We start from the raw sequence: 15479 nt of genomic DNA on the forward strand, positions 1-15479 counted from the left end.
GGCTGACTCAGCGGTGATGCTTGTGTTTGTGCTTCCAGCGTCCCTTGGCTTTGCCTGGGTGGCCGTAGTAACGGCGGTCGTCACGGTAGCGACGGTCATTGCGATAGTCGTCATCGTCGCCGTAGGCATTGCCGATCGCGCCGCCGGCGCCGCCACCCACGGCTGCACCAATCAGGCCGCCGGTGCTGCCCCCGACGCGCTGGCCGATCACGTTACCGCCCGCTGCGCCAAGGCCACCACCGATGGCCGCTTCGGTGCGGCTGCGCTTGTCGGCGCCGACCATGCCGCCCGCAGCGCCGCCAACACCGGCGCCGATCGTGGCGCCCGTCGAGCCGCCAAGATGCTCACCGACGACCGAGCCGAGTGCACCGCCCAATGCTCCGCCGACAGCGGCTTCGGTGTTGCTCGCGGCGGCGATACCGCCGTAGGTCAGGCCAAGGGAAAGAACTATCAGCTGCAGGGACTTCATGTACACCTCGATAGCAAAGCCGGCGTGCGGCGAAATTGCCGTCATAGACCGGCTGGTCGGTGCCGGGTTCCACGGGCTGCCATCGGGTTCGCAAAACCTGGACGTGGTTCACATGTAGCTAAATCGTCCGCCCCTTCTCCGCCCGGAAAAGGCTCGTGGAGCCCGACCTCAGCGCCGCGTCAGGGCGTCACTCATTGACTGGTTTCATCGTTTAGCTAACAACTGGCAGGCCGCTACTGTGCGGCCTGCTGAATACAAATGTTGACGTCTGAATGCGTTCGACAAAGGAGCGCCTCGTTGATGGAGGCGCTGCCGAGGCGAACTCGATCTGTGAATATGCCGAGCAGCCTGGTACCTGTTGAATGGGTTTGACGCTTGTTGATGGTCCGCGTAGTTGCCGCTCGATAGAGTTGGATAGTCATCGCTCTCCATGCTTGAAATACGATCGGCCACCCGGTGCGTAAGCCCTGAGCAGAGCCCGACCACCACCTCGTAGGCTGAGCCTGAGCAGATCGAACCGCAGGTACAGCCCTGAGTCGGATATTCTTACAGCACGCCTGCACGGAGTCTTCGATATGCCTCGTCCTGCACCCCTGAATGCTGCCGCGCCCATCGCCAGTTCGGCGCCGGCCGCCTATAGCTATGCGGAGCTGAATGCCTCGGAAAATACGGGCGACGCGGTGCTGGCCGAGGAGTGCGCGCTGGCCATCGCCTACAACGGCATCAGCCACGCGGTGATGATGGTCTCGCCCAGCGCGCTGGAGGACTTCGTCGTCGGCTTCAGCCTGAGCGGCGAGCTGGTTGGCAGCGTCGACGAGATCTACGACATCCAGCTCAGTCGGCGCGGCGACGCGTTCAGCGCCGAGGTAGAGATCGGCAATCGAGCGTTCTGGGCACTCAAACAGCAGCGCCGCAACCTGGCCGGTACCAGCGGTTGCGGTCTGTGCGGGGTGGAGGCGATCGACCAGGCGCTACCGCAATTGACCCCGCTGGTGTCCAGCCCCTTACCGCCGGCCGCGCACCTGCAGGAGCTGCGCGCGCGGATCAACGATGCGCAGCGCCTGGCGCGGCAAAGCGGTGCGCTGCACGCCGCACTGTTTGTCGACGAACATGGCGAGATCGTGCTGTGCCGTGAGGACATCGGCCGGCACAACGCGCTGGACAAGCTGATCGGCGCGCTGCGCCGCGAAGGGCGTGACGGCTGTCGGGGCTTCGCGGTGGTCACCAGCCGCTGCAGCCTGGAGCTGATCCACAAGGCTGTGCGTGCGGGTTTGTCGACGCTGGTCAGCCTTTCAGCACCGACCGATCTCTGCGTGCGCTGGGCGCGCCAGCACCGGCTCAACCTGATCCATCTGCCGCACCACAGCGCGCCGAGGGTATACAGCCCGGCGCTTACGACCGAGCGCGCGCATCCCCGCTAACCTTCGGGCTTCCCGCCGTTTGCAGGCAAACGGCACCCCTAGACGTCTGTGACGCCGCTGTACCTGCACGGCTCTACTCGAGCTCCTGGGCCAGCATGGCGCGGATGCGCGTGGCCAGCAGGTCGATGGTGAAGGGTTTGCTGATCATGTCCATGCCCTTGTCGAGAAAGCCGCTGCTGGCCGCCTGTTCGGCGTAGCCGGTCATGAACAAGACGCGCAGGGTGGGCCGCTGCTGGCGTGCGATGTCGGCCAGCTGACGGCCGTTCATGCCGGGCAGGCCGACATCGGAAATGAGCAGGTCCAGCGGTTCGCCGCTGACCAGGATGGCCACCGCCGCGTTGGCCTCGGCCGCTTCCAGAGCGCGGTAGCCGAGCATGTCCAATACGTCCATGACCAGCATGCGCACCGCAGCATCGTCCTCCACCACCAGCACCCGTTCGCCCTGCAGCGCTTTCGGCACCTGCTCGGCAGGGGCGTCAGGTACAACCTGAGTTTGAAGATCGCAGTGTGCCGGCAAGTAGAGGGTGACCTCGGTGCCTTGGCCCGGCTCGCTGCGGATCTGCACATGGCCGCCGGCCTGGCGGGCGAAGCCGTAGATCATCGACAGGCCGAGCCCGGTGCCCTGGCCGATGGGTTTGGTGGTGAAGAATGGCTCGAACGCAGCCGCCAGGACCTTCGGCGTCATGCCGCAGCCACTGTCGATCACGCTGAGGCTGACGTAGTGCCCGGGGGCCATATCACCGATTTCACCGGGCTGCTGCAACATCACGTTAGCCGTGGCGATATACAGGCTGCCGCCGTCGGGCATGGCGTCACGGGCGTTGATGACCAGGTTGAGCAGTGCGCTTTCTAGCTGGTTGTCGTCGCTGTGTGCTGGCCACAGGTCCGGCTGCAGCTGAGCGTCGACCAGGATGTGGCTGCCCAGTGTGCGCACCATCAGGTCGTGCATGGACTCGACCAGCGCATTGATGTCGACCCGCTTGAGATTCAACGGCTGGCGACGGGCAAAGGCCAGCAGCCGGTGGGTGAGCGCCGCCGCGCGGTTGGCCGAGGTGACCGCTGCATCGATGAAACGCTGGGTTTCGGCGTGTCGGCCGGTCTGGTTATAGCGCTGTATAAGGTCCAGCCCACCGATGATGCCGGTGAGCATGTTGTTGAAGTCGTGAGCGATGCCGCCGGTGAGCTGGCCCACCGCTTCCATCTTCTGCGCCTGGCGCAGCGCTTCCTGCGCCTGCTCACGACTGGCCATTTCCTTGAGCAGGCGCTCGTAGACTTCCGCCAGCGCCTCGGTGCGCTCCTGTACCCGACTTTCCAGCGTCTCGTTGAGCTCACGCAGCGCCTGTTCTGCTTCCCAGCGCTCGGTGACGTCCTGAGCCAGCACGAAAAAGCCCTGTACCTCACCCTGGTCGTCTTGGCGCGGCAGGTATTGGACCTGGGTTTGGCGTGGTTTGCCGTCGCGGTGCGAGCTGTAGGCTTCGAAGCTCAGTTCCTGGCCGGCCAGTGCCGCCTTGATGTGAGCCTCGCGAATGGCATAGGCCTCTTCACCGATGACCTCGCGAACGCTTTTGCCGTATAGCGACTCGGGGCTTAAGCCATACCAGCTTTCATAGTGGCTGTTGTTGAAACGAAAGCGCTCATCTCGATCAACGTAGCCGATAAGCACCGGCAAGGCGTCGTTGATCATCTTGATTTCAGCGTTCCGGCGGCGCAGTGCCTCCTCTTCGCTTGGCCGAAGACAGAGCAGCTGCCCAACGATCTGTTGCCCGTCGCGGATGGGGCTGATGGCGATATCGAAGCCAACATTGCTGCCCGGCGACAGGCTGCTGTCGACAGGGTGATAGTCGCGCAGTGTGCAGGTCCGGTTGCGCTCAGCGAGCGGACTTGCATGGTGCAGATCCGGCCAGTTGTCGCCCCAGGATGTCGCGACTGGTGCCCCGAGCGCCCCTGGATGGTGGTCTCCGATGGCAGCGGCATGCGCATCGTTGTACAGCTGCAGGCTGGCTTCGCCCCACAGGATGCACATTGGCAGCGGCGTCTCGAGCACGGTGTCGAGCAGTACTCGCAGAACGGTCGGCCAGTGCTCGACCGGGCCCAGCACCGTTGTGCTCCAGTCGTGGTGGCGGATCTGCCGGCCCATTTCGCTGCGCTCGGAAGGCCAGAATCCTGCGTCTACAACCATAGTCCTTCCATTCTGGCGAGCCAGGGTTCTACCCGCATCGCACCTATGCCGAGTTCATGTACACGCTGGACGTCAGTCACCTGGATCGCCTTTTTCATCATCCGCTGGCCATCTCTTATAAGGCGGATACGCATGTGTCTGAGTTAAGCACGCCCGCATCTTTCGGTCAGGCCGAGAAGCCCTGCAGGCTGCGGATCAGCTCGAGATAATCGTCCACAGCGGTGAATTCTTCGGTGTCCTTCCTGCCTCGGCGACTGTCCGGTTCGCTGATGGCCAGCAGGTGAGCGATGCCGTAAGCCCGCGCACTGCGCAGTACGGACAGGCTGTCGTCAATGAAAAGCGCGGTTGCCGGATCGAAATCCAGATCCGTTTTCAGGGCATGCCAGAACTGGGCTTGCTCCTTGGGGAAGCCATAGTCGTGTGAACTGATCAGACGATTAAACCAGGGTGCCAGTTCGATACGTTCGAGCTTCAGCGACAACGAGTCGCGGTGGGCATTGGTGATCAACACCACGCGCTTGCCCGCATCACGCAGGGCGGCGAGAAATTCGTCGGCAGCCGGGCGCAGGGCGATCAGGTCAGCGATCTCTCGCTTCATCTCACGAATCGGCAGGTTCAGCTCGCGGGTCCAGAAGTCCAGGCAGTACCAGGTGAGCTTGCCCTCATGTTCGTTGAACAGCGGGGCCAGCTCCAGCTCGGCCATGGCGCGGCTGATGCCATGCCGTTCGGCATAGCGCTGCGGCAGCAGGTCGAGCCAGAAATGGTTGTCGAAATGCAGATCCAGCAGGGTGCCGTCCATGTCCAGCAGGACGGTGTCGATCTCGGACCAGGGCAGTGAAGCGATCATGGCGGGCTCTTGTTCGGCGGTTGGCACAATGGTGCGACAGCGGTCGGCTCGATGCAAAGCGTTCGCGGCGATCACAAAAAGCCGGGTTATGATTGGTCTTCGCGTTCCAAGGATATCCCCATGCGCCAGAAACCTACCGTACTTGCCCGTGAGATCGTCGCCAGCAGCCGCCTGTTCCGTGTCGAGGAGCTGCAGCTGCGGTTTTCCAACGGCGTGGAGCGTACCTACGAACGGCTGGTCGGCAAGGGAACCGGCTATGGCGCAGTGATGATCGTCGCGCTGGAAGCCGATGGCCGCGCGCTGCTGGTGGAGGAATACTGCGGCGGTACCGATACCTACGAACTGTCGCTGCCCAAGGGGTTGATCGAGCCGGGCGAAGACGTGCTCGACGCGGCCAACCGGGAACTGAAAGAGGAGGCCGGTTTCGGCGCGCGCAGCCTGGAACTGCTCACCGAACTGTCGCTGTCGCCGGGCTACATGAGCCAGAAGATTCAGGTGGTGCTGGCGCGCGACCTCTATCCCGAGCAGCTGCCGGGGGACGAGCCCGAGCCGATGCGTGTCGATCGGGTGGATCTGCGTGAGTTGTCCAGCCTGATCCAGAACCCGCAGTTCAGCGAAGGGCGCGCCCTTGCGGCCCTTTATCTGGCGCGTGATCTGCTCAGCCAGCGGGGGGAGTTCGAACAGTGAGCCATCCCTATCTGGCCCCCGTCATTGAGCTGGTCCGCGCTGCGGGCGAGGCCATCCTGCCGCACTGGCGCAACGATGTGCAGGTGCATGAGAAAGCCGATGCTTCGCCCGTGACCGCCGCTGATTTGGCGGCTCATCATCTGCTGGCCGATGGCCTCCGGGCGCTCGATGCGGCCATCCCGGTATTGTCCGAGGAAGATTGCGCGCTGGATCTTGCCGAGCGTGCCGGCTGGTCGCGTTGGTGGTTGGTCGATCCGCTGGACGGCACCAAGGAATTCATCGCCGGTAGCGAAGAATTCACCGTGAATGTCGCGTTGATCGAGCACGGGCGGGTGCTGTTCGGAGTGGTCGGGGTTCCGGCCAATGGCCGCTGCTATTACGGCGGTGCTGCGTTTGGCGCCTGGCGTGCTGAAGCAGACGGTGCGGCGCAGCCCCTGCGGGTGCGGCATCAGACCTCGGGCGAGTTCACCGTCGTTGCCAGCCGGCGCCACTCGAGCCCGGCGCAGGAACGCTTGCTCGATGGCTTGCGACAGCGTTTTGGCGAGCTGGCATTGGCCAGTGTCGGCAGCTCGTTGAAGTTCTGCCTGTTGGCCGAAGGAGCCGCCGACTGTTACCCACGGCTGGCGCCGACTTCACAGTGGGACACGGCGGCTGCCCAAGGCGTGCTGGAGGGCGCCGGTGGCGAGGTGCTGAATATTGCTGGTGCAGCGCTGTCCTACGAAGCGCGGGAGGATTTCCTCAATCCTTCATTCCTGGCGCTACCGCGTGACGTTGAATGGCGGGCCGAGCTGATCGAGCTGGCTGGCCGCTGACGCCGAGGTGCTCCGGAGGCCGGTTATTCGCGCGGTGACTCGGTCGCGCATAACGCCATGCTAGGATTCTTGCGGTGACCAAGCCGAGCGCTTGAGTTGGAACGCTGGAGCTGCCTGTGTCGAAAACCCCCACCGGGATACGTCAATGGATCTGGCGTGCCTTCGTTCAGACAACATTGATCCCACTGGTGCTGGTCGAGGTCGTGCTGATCGCGGCCTACCTGCTGACCAACAGCGCCATCCGCGATGCGCAGATCGAGCACCTGCGCGAAACGGCGCTTTCCGAATTGCAGACAGCCGTGGCGCGTGAGTCGCGGGTGATCAGCCAGCAGCTGCAGGAAGTGGCGAACGCGGCCACCCTGTTTCGTAATTTCTCCCGTCGTGCGTTGGAAGACGACAGCCCGGTGGCGCCGGTGCCGCTTGAACTCAATGCCGATGGGGTGCGCTATAGCCCCCGCGACCTGGGCGGCGCCGCCAGCTTCTACTCGGGGCTGACCCCCCCGGAACGCCAGGATCTGCAGAAGGTAGCCAAGCTGCAGCGGCTCGACCCGTTGATGAAGGAGCTGCACGCCAGCAACCCGCTGATCGCCAGCCTCTATTTCAACAGCTGGGACGGCTACAACCATATCTACCCCTGGTTCGATACGGCTCAGCAGTACGCGCCGGATGTGCACATCCCCAGCTACAACTTCTATTACCTGGCCAACGCCTGGCACAACCCCGCGCGCAAGGTGGTGTGGACCGACGTCTACCTCGATCCGGCCGGGCAGGGCTGGATGATGTCGGCCGTGGCGCCGGTGTACCGAGGGGACATGCTCGAAGGCGTCAGCGGTATCGACATCACTGTCAGCGGCCTCCTGAATCAGATCAGTAACCTGCGAGTGCCCTGGGACGGCTATGCCATGCTGGTCAGCCGCGACCTGAGCATCATGGCCCTGCCGGAGTCGGGCGAGCGGGAGTTCGAGCTCAACGAGCTGACCGATCACTACTACAACGATGCGGTGCGCCGGGAAACGCTCAAACCTGAAGATTTCCGCCTGGATCGCCGCGGCCAGACCCGCGAGCTGGCAAAGGCGGTCGCTACGCAGAGCGAAGGGGTCATGAGCCTGGAGCTGAAGGGTGAACAACGGCTGGTCGCCTGGACGACGGTGCCGCAAACCGGCTGGCACCTGATGGCAGTGGTCGACGAAAACGCAGTCTTCAGCCAGACCAATGCCTTGGCCAGTCGCTTTCAACAGATCGGCTATCTGCTGATTGCCGGGTTGGTACTGTTCTACCTGCTGTTTTTTGCCTTCATGTGGCTGCGCGCGCGTCAGCTCAGTCAGGCGTTGCTGAAGCCGATCGCGGGCATCTCGCAGATGATGGGGCAGATCGGCCTCGGTCGGTGGCGGCCGGAGCCCGTCTCGTCAGAGATTCGCGAGCTGGATGATTTGGCGCAACACACCCGAGGCATCGGCGCCCAGCTTGAAGACAGCGAGGCGCAGCGTACCCAGGCTCAGAAGCGTCTCGAACTGGTGCTCGAAAGCGCCACTGAAAGCCTCTGGGAAAACGACATGCGTCGCGGCGTGATGCAGCTTCGCGGGCGGCTGCCAGCGCGCTTCGGGTTGTCTTCGGCACAGCTGAGCGAGGCTCAGTTTCTGCAGCGTATCCATCCGCTCGACGTCGCCCAGGTACAGGCCGAACTCGACCGCATGCACGAAGGGCAGGCGCTGCGCTATGAAAGCGAGTACCGCTTCGCTGATGCGCTGGGTGAATATCACTGGCTGCTCAGTCGCGGCCGCGTGCTGGAGCGCGACCCGCAAACAGGCGAAGCGACCCTGGTGGCCGGCACCCATGTGGATATCGATGCCATCAAGCGGGTCGAGGACGATTTGCGCCAGGCCATCCAGCAAGCACATGCGGCCAACGAGGCCAAGACTCATCTGATCTCCAGCATCAGCCATGAGCTGCGTACGCCGCTCAACGCCATCCTTGGGTTTGCCCAGCTGATGCGCATGGACTGCTCGCCGGATGCGCAGCCGGAAGCTGCTGAGTATCTCGATGAGATTCTGTTGGCCAGCCGGCATCTGAACCAGTTGCTTGGCGACATTCTCGACTGGTCGAGCCTGCAGGCCGAGCGGCCGCAGCTGAAGCTAAAAACCGTCGAAGTCACTGCTTTGATGCATGAGTGCGCCGAGCTGGTGGCGCTTGATGTTCAGCGCCACGGCCTGCAGTTGGAATTCGATTTGCCGCCCGGGCCCGTCGAAGTGCAGGGCGAGCCGCGTCGGTTACGTCAGGTGCTGCTCAATCTGCTGTCCAACGCCATCAAGTACAACAAGCCAGATGGGAAGATTGTGCTGCGCATCGAGACGGTCGCGGGCCAGGCAAGGCTGGTGGTCGAAGACACGGGGCTTGGCATCGACGAGAGTTTGCAGGCTCAGCTGTTCGAGCCGTTTCGCCGGCTTGGCCGCGAGAGTTCGAACATCCAGGGTGCGGGTATCGGCCTTTCGCTGTGCCTGGAGTACGCCAAGCTGATGGGCGGCAGTATCGGGGTGAAGAGTGCGCCTGGAGCCGGCAGTCGCTTCTGGATCGCCCTGCCATTGGCGGGTGCGCAGAGCGCCCGGCCGCTTCGCCAGCGGCCGCGGATCGTCTATGTCGAAGATGACCCGGCCAGCCAGCTGCTGGTGCGCAAGGCCCTGGCTGATCTGGCTGAGGTCAGCGTAATCGGCAATGGACGGATGGCCTTGGAACACTTGCTGGTCGATCCGCCGGAGTTGCTGCTGCTGGATTTCAACCTGCCGGAGCTTGATGGTGAACAGTTGCTGCGTTTGCTGCGTCAGGCCCCGACCACCCAATGGCTGCCGGTGCTCGTGCTGAGTGCGGTGAGCGAGAAGAAGGCCGGGCTCGACTGCCAGGGCTGGCTGAGCAAGCCGCTGGACCTCGACGAGCTGCGTCGGCAGGTCCGGGATTGCCTTCAGGAGTTCGATCTCCATCCAAGTTGAGCCCGCAGATCAGTCGACGCGCTCACCGCAGAGGTCGAGGGCGAACCAGTGCTCGACTTCGGTCTGCGACAGCCCGGCGCCGAGCAGCGCGAACAACTTGCCCAGCGCCGCCTCCCGCGTCATGCCGCCGCCTGACATCAGCCCACTGGCAGCCAGTTTGCTGCCGGCCGCATAGATGCTGAATTCGACGTGCCCCTGCGGACACTGGCTGATCGCGGCCAGTACAACGCCGCGCTGATGGGCGTCCTGCAGCGCCTTCAGCAGATCAGCATCATCCGCGGGCCCCGTACCGCTGCCATAGCACTCGATGAGCACGCCCTCCACGCCACTGGACAGCAAGGCGTGCACCTGCGTCGCCTGAATGCCTGGGTAGAGCGGCAGCACCGCGAGGTTCACCTGCTGACGCGATTGGCGGTAGTCGAGTGTTGCGGGAATAGCGGGTGCGCGCTGTCCCTGACGCAGCCGTGGCAGCACGCCGAAGGCATCGAGGCTGGCGGTTCCGAGCTTGCTGACTCGAGCACCGTGCATCAGTTTGCCGGCGAAGTAGAGATGCACGCCTGGCTCGACGCCCGCGTGCAGCGCCTGCATCGCACCGAACAGGTTGTCCCAGGCGTCACTACCGGGCGCGCCGGCCGGCAACATCGCGCCCGTCAGCACCACCGGCACCGGGAGGCCCAGCAGCAGGAAACTCAGCGCAGCGGCGCTGTAGGCGAGGGTGTCGGTGCCATGCAGGACCAGCACGGCGTCGCAGTTGTCCTGCTCGACACCGGCTCGGATCGCCTCGACCATTGCCAGCCAGTGAGTCTGGTTCATGTTGGCGCTGTCGATGGCGGGTAGCAGTTCGCGGAGCTGCCAGTCTGGCAAGGTCAGCTCGGGTTGTTTGTCCTGCTGGTCGCGCAGTCGGCTGGCGAAGCCGGAAGCAGGCATCAGCCCTTCGGCGCTCTGCTGCATGCCGATGGTGCCGCCGGTGTACAGCACCAGGGTGTTTCTGGAAGCCGGCATAGGGGTCTCCTAATGAAAACAGGGGCCAGCGGCCCCTGTTCAGACGACGCGGAGCAACTTAACGCTGATGTGCCTGAGGGGCTGCCGTGGCGGTGTTGACCGTCGATTCACTGCCGACTCTGGCTGGCCAGACGCTCGGGTCCAGATCCAGATCGGCGAAGTTCTTCGGATCGAATACTGGCGACTCGATACCTGCCTTGCGCTGGCTATCGTAATCGCGCATCAGGCGCAGGCCTACCTTGAACAGCAGCGCCAGGGCAATCAAGTTGCAAATTGCCAGCAGGCCCATGGTGACGTCGGCAAAGCCGAACACCGTGCCCAGGTCCTGAATCGAGCCCCACATCACCAGGCCGATAACCATGACGCGGTACACCAGAACCGGCCAGCGCTTGCCGGTGAAGAAGCCCAGTGCGTTCTCGCCGAGGTAGTAGTTGTAGATCAGCGTGGTGAACACGAACAGCAGCAACGCGACGCTGATGAACACCCGGCCCCACTCGCCAACCACGGCGGCCACAGCGGTTTGCGTCAGCACCACACCGGCCATTTCGCTGCCCGGCTCGAACACGCCGGAGAGGATGATGATCAGTGCGGTGCAGCTGCACAGGATGATGGTGTCGATGAATACGCTCAGCGACTGCACGATGCCCTGCGCCACAGGGTGCTTGACCTCAGCCACCGCCGCTACGTTGGGCGCACTGCCCAGGCCCGCTTCGTTGGAAAACAGGCCACGCTTGACGCCCATGATGATGGCTGCGCCGATGCCGCCGGCGAAAGCGGGTTCCAGGCCGAAGGCACTGCGGAAGATGGTGCCGAATGCCTCAGGAATGGCGCTGGCGTTGGTGCCGATGACAAAGATCGCCATGGCGATGTAGGAGAACGCCATGATCGGTACCAGCACGTCGGCGAACTTGGCGATGCGCTTGATGCCACCGAAGATGATCAGGCCGATCACCACCATCAGCACGATGCCGCTGACGAAGGTGGGCACGCCGAAGGTGTCGTTCATCGAGCTGGCGACGGTGTAGGACTGCACGGCGTTGAAGCCGAAGCCAAAGGTCACCAGCAGCAGCAGCGACACGACGATGCCCAGCCAGCGCTGGCCGAGGCCGTGCTCGATATAGAAGGCTGGGCCGCCGCGATAGCCGCCGTCAGCTTCACGGCGCTTGTACAGCTGCGCCAGGGAGCATTCGAAGTAACTGGTGGCCATGCCGACCAGCGCCACGATCCACATCCAGAAGATTGCGCCTGGCCCGCCGAGCATGATGGCGACCGAAACACCGGCAATGTTGCCGGCGCCGACGCGGCCGGCGACGCTGAGCATCAGCGCCTGGAACGAACTGAGCTGGCCTGGCTGCCGTTTGAAGGCTTCAGCGAAGATGTGAAACATGCTGCCGAAATAGCGGAACTGGACGAAGCGCGAGGCAATGGTGAAGAACAGGCCGAGGCCTATCAGCATCACGATGAGCAGCTTGCTCCAGATGAGATCGTTGAGAAGATCGAGCATGGCGGAGAGGTCTCTCTTGTTGTTTTGACAAATGGTGAAACACCGACCCGGAATGGTTAGCCAGACCCCGCGGTCATTCAATTACGCGGGTCGCGGCGATCTGGCGCGAGTTGATGCTAGAATCGCGCCGCTCGCATCACCGGACATCTCAATGCAAGACCACCTCGGCGCCAATCTCAAGCTGCTCTGCAGCCATTACCGCTCGATCGCCGAGGTCTGTCGAAAGCTGACGATCAACCGCGCCCAGTTCAATAAGTACCTGAACGGGCAGAGCCGCCCAACCGCACACAACCTCAAGCGCATCTGCGATTTCTTTGGCGTGGAAAGCTACGAACTGAGCCTGCCGAGCGACCAGTTCACTCAGCTGATTGGCATGCGCAGTCACGACCAGGAGCGCATCGCTGCCAGCGACCCGCTGCTGGAGTTGTTCCAGCCCATGCGCGACAACGCCAACAGCCTCTCCCGTTATTGTGGCTATTACTTTGAATACGCCAACTGTATGTCGGTGCCGGGGCAGATTCTGCTGTCGCTGGTGCATCTGCGCGAGGACCGTGGCAGCTTCGTATTCGAGCGTCAGGAGCGCCAGGAACAGTCGCGTGCCGACAACCCAAGGGCCGAGGACTGGGTGGTGCGTTGTCGTTACCTCGGCGCGGCGTTCTACCTGCAGGATCGCCTGTTTCTGATCGATTACGAATCGCTGACCGGAAACGAGATGAGCCAGACCATCCTCATTCCCAGTTTCAAGAGCCGCATCAGCCGCCTCAACGGCCTGAAGACAGGCGTCTCCAGCGGCGACCGTCGTACCCCGGCCTGTACTCGCGTGGTCTGGGAGTACCTGGGCAGCGAGATCAATCGGGTCAATGCCTATCGGCAGGTGATGCTCTACGGCCTGGATGACCCGCGCATTGACCCGGAAATCCGCGATCGACTGGCTGCGGTGTCGTTGCAGGATGGTTTGTTCGAGATCGAGTAAGGCCGGTGCTAGCTGCCGAGCGGCTGCGGCGGTCACTTAGGCGCACCACAGCTCAGCAAGATGGAAGAGCCTGAAAGCGCGGTCGTCACGCGGCGATGGCGCCGCGCGCGCCACCGCCCTGGCGGCAGGTTCAGCAGAGTTCAGGATGCTTGACGCAGGTGCCGTAACCTTCGGCCTTCATCTCGTCGAGCGCGTTCTGCAGGCGGGTAACCACTTCATCAGGCGTGTCCTTGTTCAGTGCCAGGTACAGCGGGGCGGAGTTGAACACCAGCACGGTGTTCAAGGCGCCCACGCCTTCCTGCCGGGCGTAGTAGCGCCAGACCGGGTCGGAGGTTGCCCAGAGATCGATACTGCCGCTCAGCAGCTTCTGCAGATTTTCCTGATCCCGCAGCGAGTTGACCGGCGTGAGGCCCTGGGCTTCGACACGCTGGCTCACGGCGCTGCTCTTGTAGGCGCCGATGGTGTAGCCCTTGGCCTGTTCCAGGCTGGTCAGCTTGAGGTTCGAGCCAGGCGCCGAGAGCAGTACGCTTTCGTACTGGGCAATGGGGCCGACCCACTTGAACAGTGGGCGGCGGTCATCGGTCATGGAGGTGGAAAAAAGTCCGTGGTTGGGGAAATCCAGGGTCGCCTGGTAAACGCGATCCCAGGGAAATCGCAGCGTCATCGAGTAATCAATGCCGGCGCGCTTGAACATCTCCCGGACAGTGTCCGCACTGATGCCCTGAATGTGCTCTTCCTTGGCGAAGTTCTTGCCGCCCTCGGCCATGTTGAACGGCGGGAAGTTCTCGGTCTGCAGCACCACTTCGTAGCCTTGCGGCAGCTCTGCATGTGCGAGCGGCGCGCCGGTAATGGTGCTGAACAACAGGGTGATGGCGAGTAGTCTGCGCATGGGGCCTCCGTGAAAGCGGCGGAGTCTACGCAAGCGAAAAAAACGGCGGCATGTGCCGCATCACGCTTTGATCGGTACGCCTGGCGCCGCCTCGCACGGAGGACGGCGCTTGCACCATCACTGACGGGCACCGTGGCTCTGTTGCCGCTGGTTTGACTTGCCGGCGTTACGCCTTCAGCGGCACCAGCCGCGGTGCGATCATGTTTTCCGGGCGCAGGATGTCGTCGAGGGTGGCGTCGTCCAGCAGCTGTTCCTCACGCACCAGTTCCAGTACACCACGGCCGCTGAGCAGCGCCTGGCCGGCGATGCGGGTGGCGTTCTCGTAGCCGATGTAGGGGTTTAAAGCAGTGATCAGGCCGATGGAGTTTTCCATCAGGCGTCGGCAATGGTCCTCGTTGGCGGTGATGCCGACGATGCAATGCTCGCGCAGCATGTCCATGGCGCGCTGCAGCAGGCGGATCGAATCGAACAGTTTGAAGGCAATAAGCGGCTCCATGACGTTGAGCTGCAGCTGTCCGGCCTCGGCAGCCATGGTCAGTGCCAGGTCATTACCAATCACCTCGAAGGCCACCTGGTTGACCGCTTCGGGGATCACCGGGTTGACCTTGCCCGGCATGATCGAGCTGCCCGGCTGGCGCGGCGGCAGGTTGATTTCGTTGATGCCGGTGCGCGGGCCGCTGGAGAGCAGACGCAGGTCGTTGCAGATCTTCGACAGCTTCACCGCCAGGCGCTTGAGCATGCTCGAGAAGGTGACGAAGGCGCCCATGTCCGAGGTGGCTTCGATGAGGTCGGCAGCAGGTTTGAGCGGGTGGCCGCTGATGGTCGCCAGACGCTGCACCGCCAGGGCCTGATAGCTGGGGTCGGCGTTGATCCCGGTGCCGATGGCAGTGCCACCGAGGTTCACTTCGACCAGCAGCTGCGGCGCGATCAGGCGCAGGTGCTCAAGGTCCTCGCCGAGGGTGGTGGCAAACGCGCGGAATTCCTGGCCGAGGGTCATGGGCACTGCGTCCTGCAGCTGGGTGCGGCCCATCTTGAGGATGTGCGCAAATTCGCCCGACTTGCCGGCGAAGGCTTGTACCAGGCTGTCCAGGCTGGCCAGCAGGGTGTCATGACCCAGCAGCAGGCCCAGGCGGATAGCGGTCGGGTAGGCGTCGTTGGTCGACTGCGCCATGTTCACGTCGTTGTTCGGGTGCAGGTGGCGATACTCGCCCTTGGCGTGGCCCATGTATTCCAGCGCCAAGTTGGCGATCACCTCATTGGCATTCATGTTGGTCGATGTGCCGGCGCCGCCCTGAATCATGTCGACGACGAACTGGTCGTGGTGCTCGCCTCGGATCAGGTGAGCGCAGGCCTGACTGATCGCGGTGTGCTTGGCGCCGCTGAGGTGGCCGAGTTCGCGGTTGGCGTCCGCCGCCGCCTGCTTGACCATGGCCAGTGCCACCACCAGTTTTGGAAAGTGCGACAGCGGCACGCCTGAGAGGTGGAAGTTGCGCACCGCGCGCAGGGTCTGGATGCCGTAGTAGGCGTCAGCGGGTACTTCGAGGGAGCCAAGCAGGTCTTTTTCGAGGCGGAAAGATGCAGCGGAGGACATGAGGGTTCTCATCCGAGAGAAAAGCGGCATTTGCCGCGAAGGCCGCTACCATAGGGTTTCTGCGGGTTCTGCGGCCAATGCCGTTAAACGCTGGGTCATGCGTGATCGGCATAGCGGTGGTGTG

Annotated in this window: 12 protein-coding genes; 5 read left to right on the plus strand and 7 right to left on the minus strand. The window is 63.3% G+C overall.

Annotated features, from left to right (window positions below; translation table 11 throughout):
- Nucleotides 1-7 precede the first annotated feature (7 nt).
- Complete coding sequence (locus ALTERO38_RS20910) at nucleotides 8-469, minus strand: YMGG-like glycine zipper-containing protein (RefSeq protein ID WP_159969578.1); 462 nt, start codon at nucleotides 467-469, stop codon at nucleotides 8-10.
- 575 nt (nucleotides 470-1044) lie between these two features.
- On the opposite strand from ALTERO38_RS20910, the gene fdhD reads away from it, so the two are divergent.
- Nucleotides 1045-1890, plus strand: coding sequence for a formate dehydrogenase accessory sulfurtransferase FdhD (gene fdhD, locus ALTERO38_RS20915; protein WP_159969579.1), 846 nt, complete (start codon nucleotides 1045-1047; stop codon nucleotides 1888-1890).
- Between the two features lie 73 nt (nucleotides 1891-1963).
- Here the strand turns inward: fdhD and ALTERO38_RS20920 are convergent, their stop codons facing one another.
- Complete coding sequence (locus ALTERO38_RS20920; RefSeq protein WP_159969580.1) at nucleotides 1964-4069, minus strand: PAS domain-containing sensor histidine kinase; 2106 nt, start codon at nucleotides 4067-4069, stop codon at nucleotides 1964-1966.
- 166 nt (nucleotides 4070-4235) lie between these two features.
- Nucleotides 4236-4916: a GMP/IMP nucleotidase gene (gene yrfG / locus ALTERO38_RS20925; RefSeq protein WP_102836527.1), complete on the minus strand. Its 681-nt coding sequence runs from the start codon at nucleotides 4914-4916 to the stop codon at nucleotides 4236-4238.
- Between the two features lie 120 nt (nucleotides 4917-5036).
- On the opposite strand from yrfG, the gene nudE reads away from it, so the two are divergent.
- The 3 genes from nudE to ALTERO38_RS20940 all read left to right on the plus strand — a co-directional run bounded on the left by nudE (nucleotide 5037) and on the right by ALTERO38_RS20940 (nucleotide 9396).
- Nucleotides 5037-5603 carry an ADP compounds hydrolase NudE gene (gene nudE, locus ALTERO38_RS20930; protein WP_148925583.1) on the plus strand — a complete coding sequence of 189 codons (567 nt, stop codon included), beginning with the start codon at nucleotides 5037-5039 and terminating at the stop codon, nucleotides 5601-5603.
- Entirely contained in the window at nucleotides 5600-6415 is an 816-nt protein-coding gene (gene cysQ / locus ALTERO38_RS20935; RefSeq protein ID WP_148925582.1) for a 3'(2'),5'-bisphosphate nucleotidase CysQ, read from the plus strand. Before nudE ends, cysQ begins: the two co-directional genes overlap by 4 nt.
- Before the next feature lie 116 nt (nucleotides 6416-6531).
- A complete protein-coding gene (locus ALTERO38_RS20940) occupies nucleotides 6532-9396 on the plus strand; it encodes an ATP-binding protein (RefSeq protein ID WP_372239392.1) in 2865 nt (954 codons plus the stop codon).
- Between the two features lie 9 nt (nucleotides 9397-9405).
- Here the strand turns inward: ALTERO38_RS20940 and ALTERO38_RS20945 are convergent, their stop codons facing one another.
- Both ALTERO38_RS20945 and ALTERO38_RS20950 read right to left on the minus strand, forming a co-directional pair.
- Nucleotides 9406-10398 (minus strand): asparaginase, encoded by a 993-nt coding sequence (locus tag ALTERO38_RS20945; RefSeq protein WP_159969581.1) that lies wholly within the window; start codon nucleotides 10396-10398, stop codon nucleotides 9406-9408.
- Nucleotides 10399-10456: 58 nt separating this feature from the next.
- The gene (locus ALTERO38_RS20950; RefSeq protein WP_159969582.1) at nucleotides 10457-11902 is read right to left on the minus strand and encodes a sodium:alanine symporter family protein; all 1446 of its coding nucleotides are present in this window, start codon (nucleotides 11900-11902) and stop codon (nucleotides 10457-10459) included.
- 151 nt (nucleotides 11903-12053) lie between these two features.
- Between ALTERO38_RS20950 and ALTERO38_RS20955 the strand changes: the two genes are divergently transcribed.
- Nucleotides 12054-12875, plus strand: coding sequence for a helix-turn-helix transcriptional regulator (locus ALTERO38_RS20955; RefSeq protein ID WP_102836532.1), 822 nt, complete (start codon nucleotides 12054-12056; stop codon nucleotides 12873-12875).
- 130 nt (nucleotides 12876-13005) lie between these two features.
- Here the strand turns inward: ALTERO38_RS20955 and ALTERO38_RS20960 are convergent, their stop codons facing one another.
- Nucleotides 13006-13764: an ABC transporter substrate-binding protein gene (locus ALTERO38_RS20960; protein ID WP_159969583.1), complete on the minus strand. Its 759-nt coding sequence runs from the start codon at nucleotides 13762-13764 to the stop codon at nucleotides 13006-13008.
- Nucleotides 13765-13930: 166 nt separating this feature from the next.
- On the minus strand, nucleotides 13931-15355 hold the full coding sequence (locus ALTERO38_RS20965; RefSeq protein WP_159969584.1) for an aspartate ammonia-lyase: 1425 nt from the start codon (nucleotides 15353-15355) through the stop codon (nucleotides 13931-13933).
- Nucleotides 15356-15479: the final 124 nt, after the last annotated feature.

The sequence above is a fragment of the Pseudomonas sp. 9Ag genome (assembly GCF_902506445.1).
Lineage (GTDB): Bacteria > Pseudomonadota > Gammaproteobacteria > Pseudomonadales > Pseudomonadaceae > Stutzerimonas > Stutzerimonas stutzeri_AB.

Bases quoted from the DNA above. Each gene is read 5' to 3' on its own strand.
- ALTERO38_RS20950 (WP_159969582.1), bottom strand. From the start codon at position 11,902: ATGCTCGATCTTCTCAACGATCTCATCTGGAGCAAGCTGCTCATCGTG.
- ALTERO38_RS20945 (WP_159969581.1), bottom strand. From the start codon at position 10,398: ATGCCGGCTTCCAGAAACACCCTGGTGCTGTACACCGGCGGCACCATC.
- yrfG (WP_102836527.1), bottom strand. From the start codon at position 4,916: ATGATCGCTTCACTGCCCTGGTCCGAGATCGACACCGTCCTGCTGGAC.
- ALTERO38_RS20910 (WP_159969578.1), bottom strand. From the start codon at position 469: ATGAAGTCCCTGCAGCTGATAGTTCTTTCCCTTGGCCTGACCTACGGC.
- nudE (WP_148925583.1), top strand. From the start codon at position 5,037: ATGCGCCAGAAACCTACCGTACTTGCCCGTGAGATCGTCGCCAGCAGC.
- fdhD (WP_159969579.1), top strand. From the start codon at position 1,045: ATGCCTCGTCCTGCACCCCTGAATGCTGCCGCGCCCATCGCCAGTTCG.
- ALTERO38_RS20960 (WP_159969583.1), bottom strand. From the start codon at position 13,764: ATGCGCAGACTACTCGCCATCACCCTGTTGTTCAGCACCATTACCGGC.
- ALTERO38_RS20920 (WP_159969580.1), bottom strand. From the start codon at position 4,069: ATGGTTGTAGACGCAGGATTCTGGCCTTCCGAGCGCAGCGAAATGGGC.
- ALTERO38_RS20955 (WP_102836532.1), top strand. From the start codon at position 12,054: ATGCAAGACCACCTCGGCGCCAATCTCAAGCTGCTCTGCAGCCATTAC.
- ALTERO38_RS20965 (WP_159969584.1), bottom strand. From the start codon at position 15,355: ATGTCCTCCGCTGCATCTTTCCGCCTCGAAAAAGACCTGCTTGGCTCC.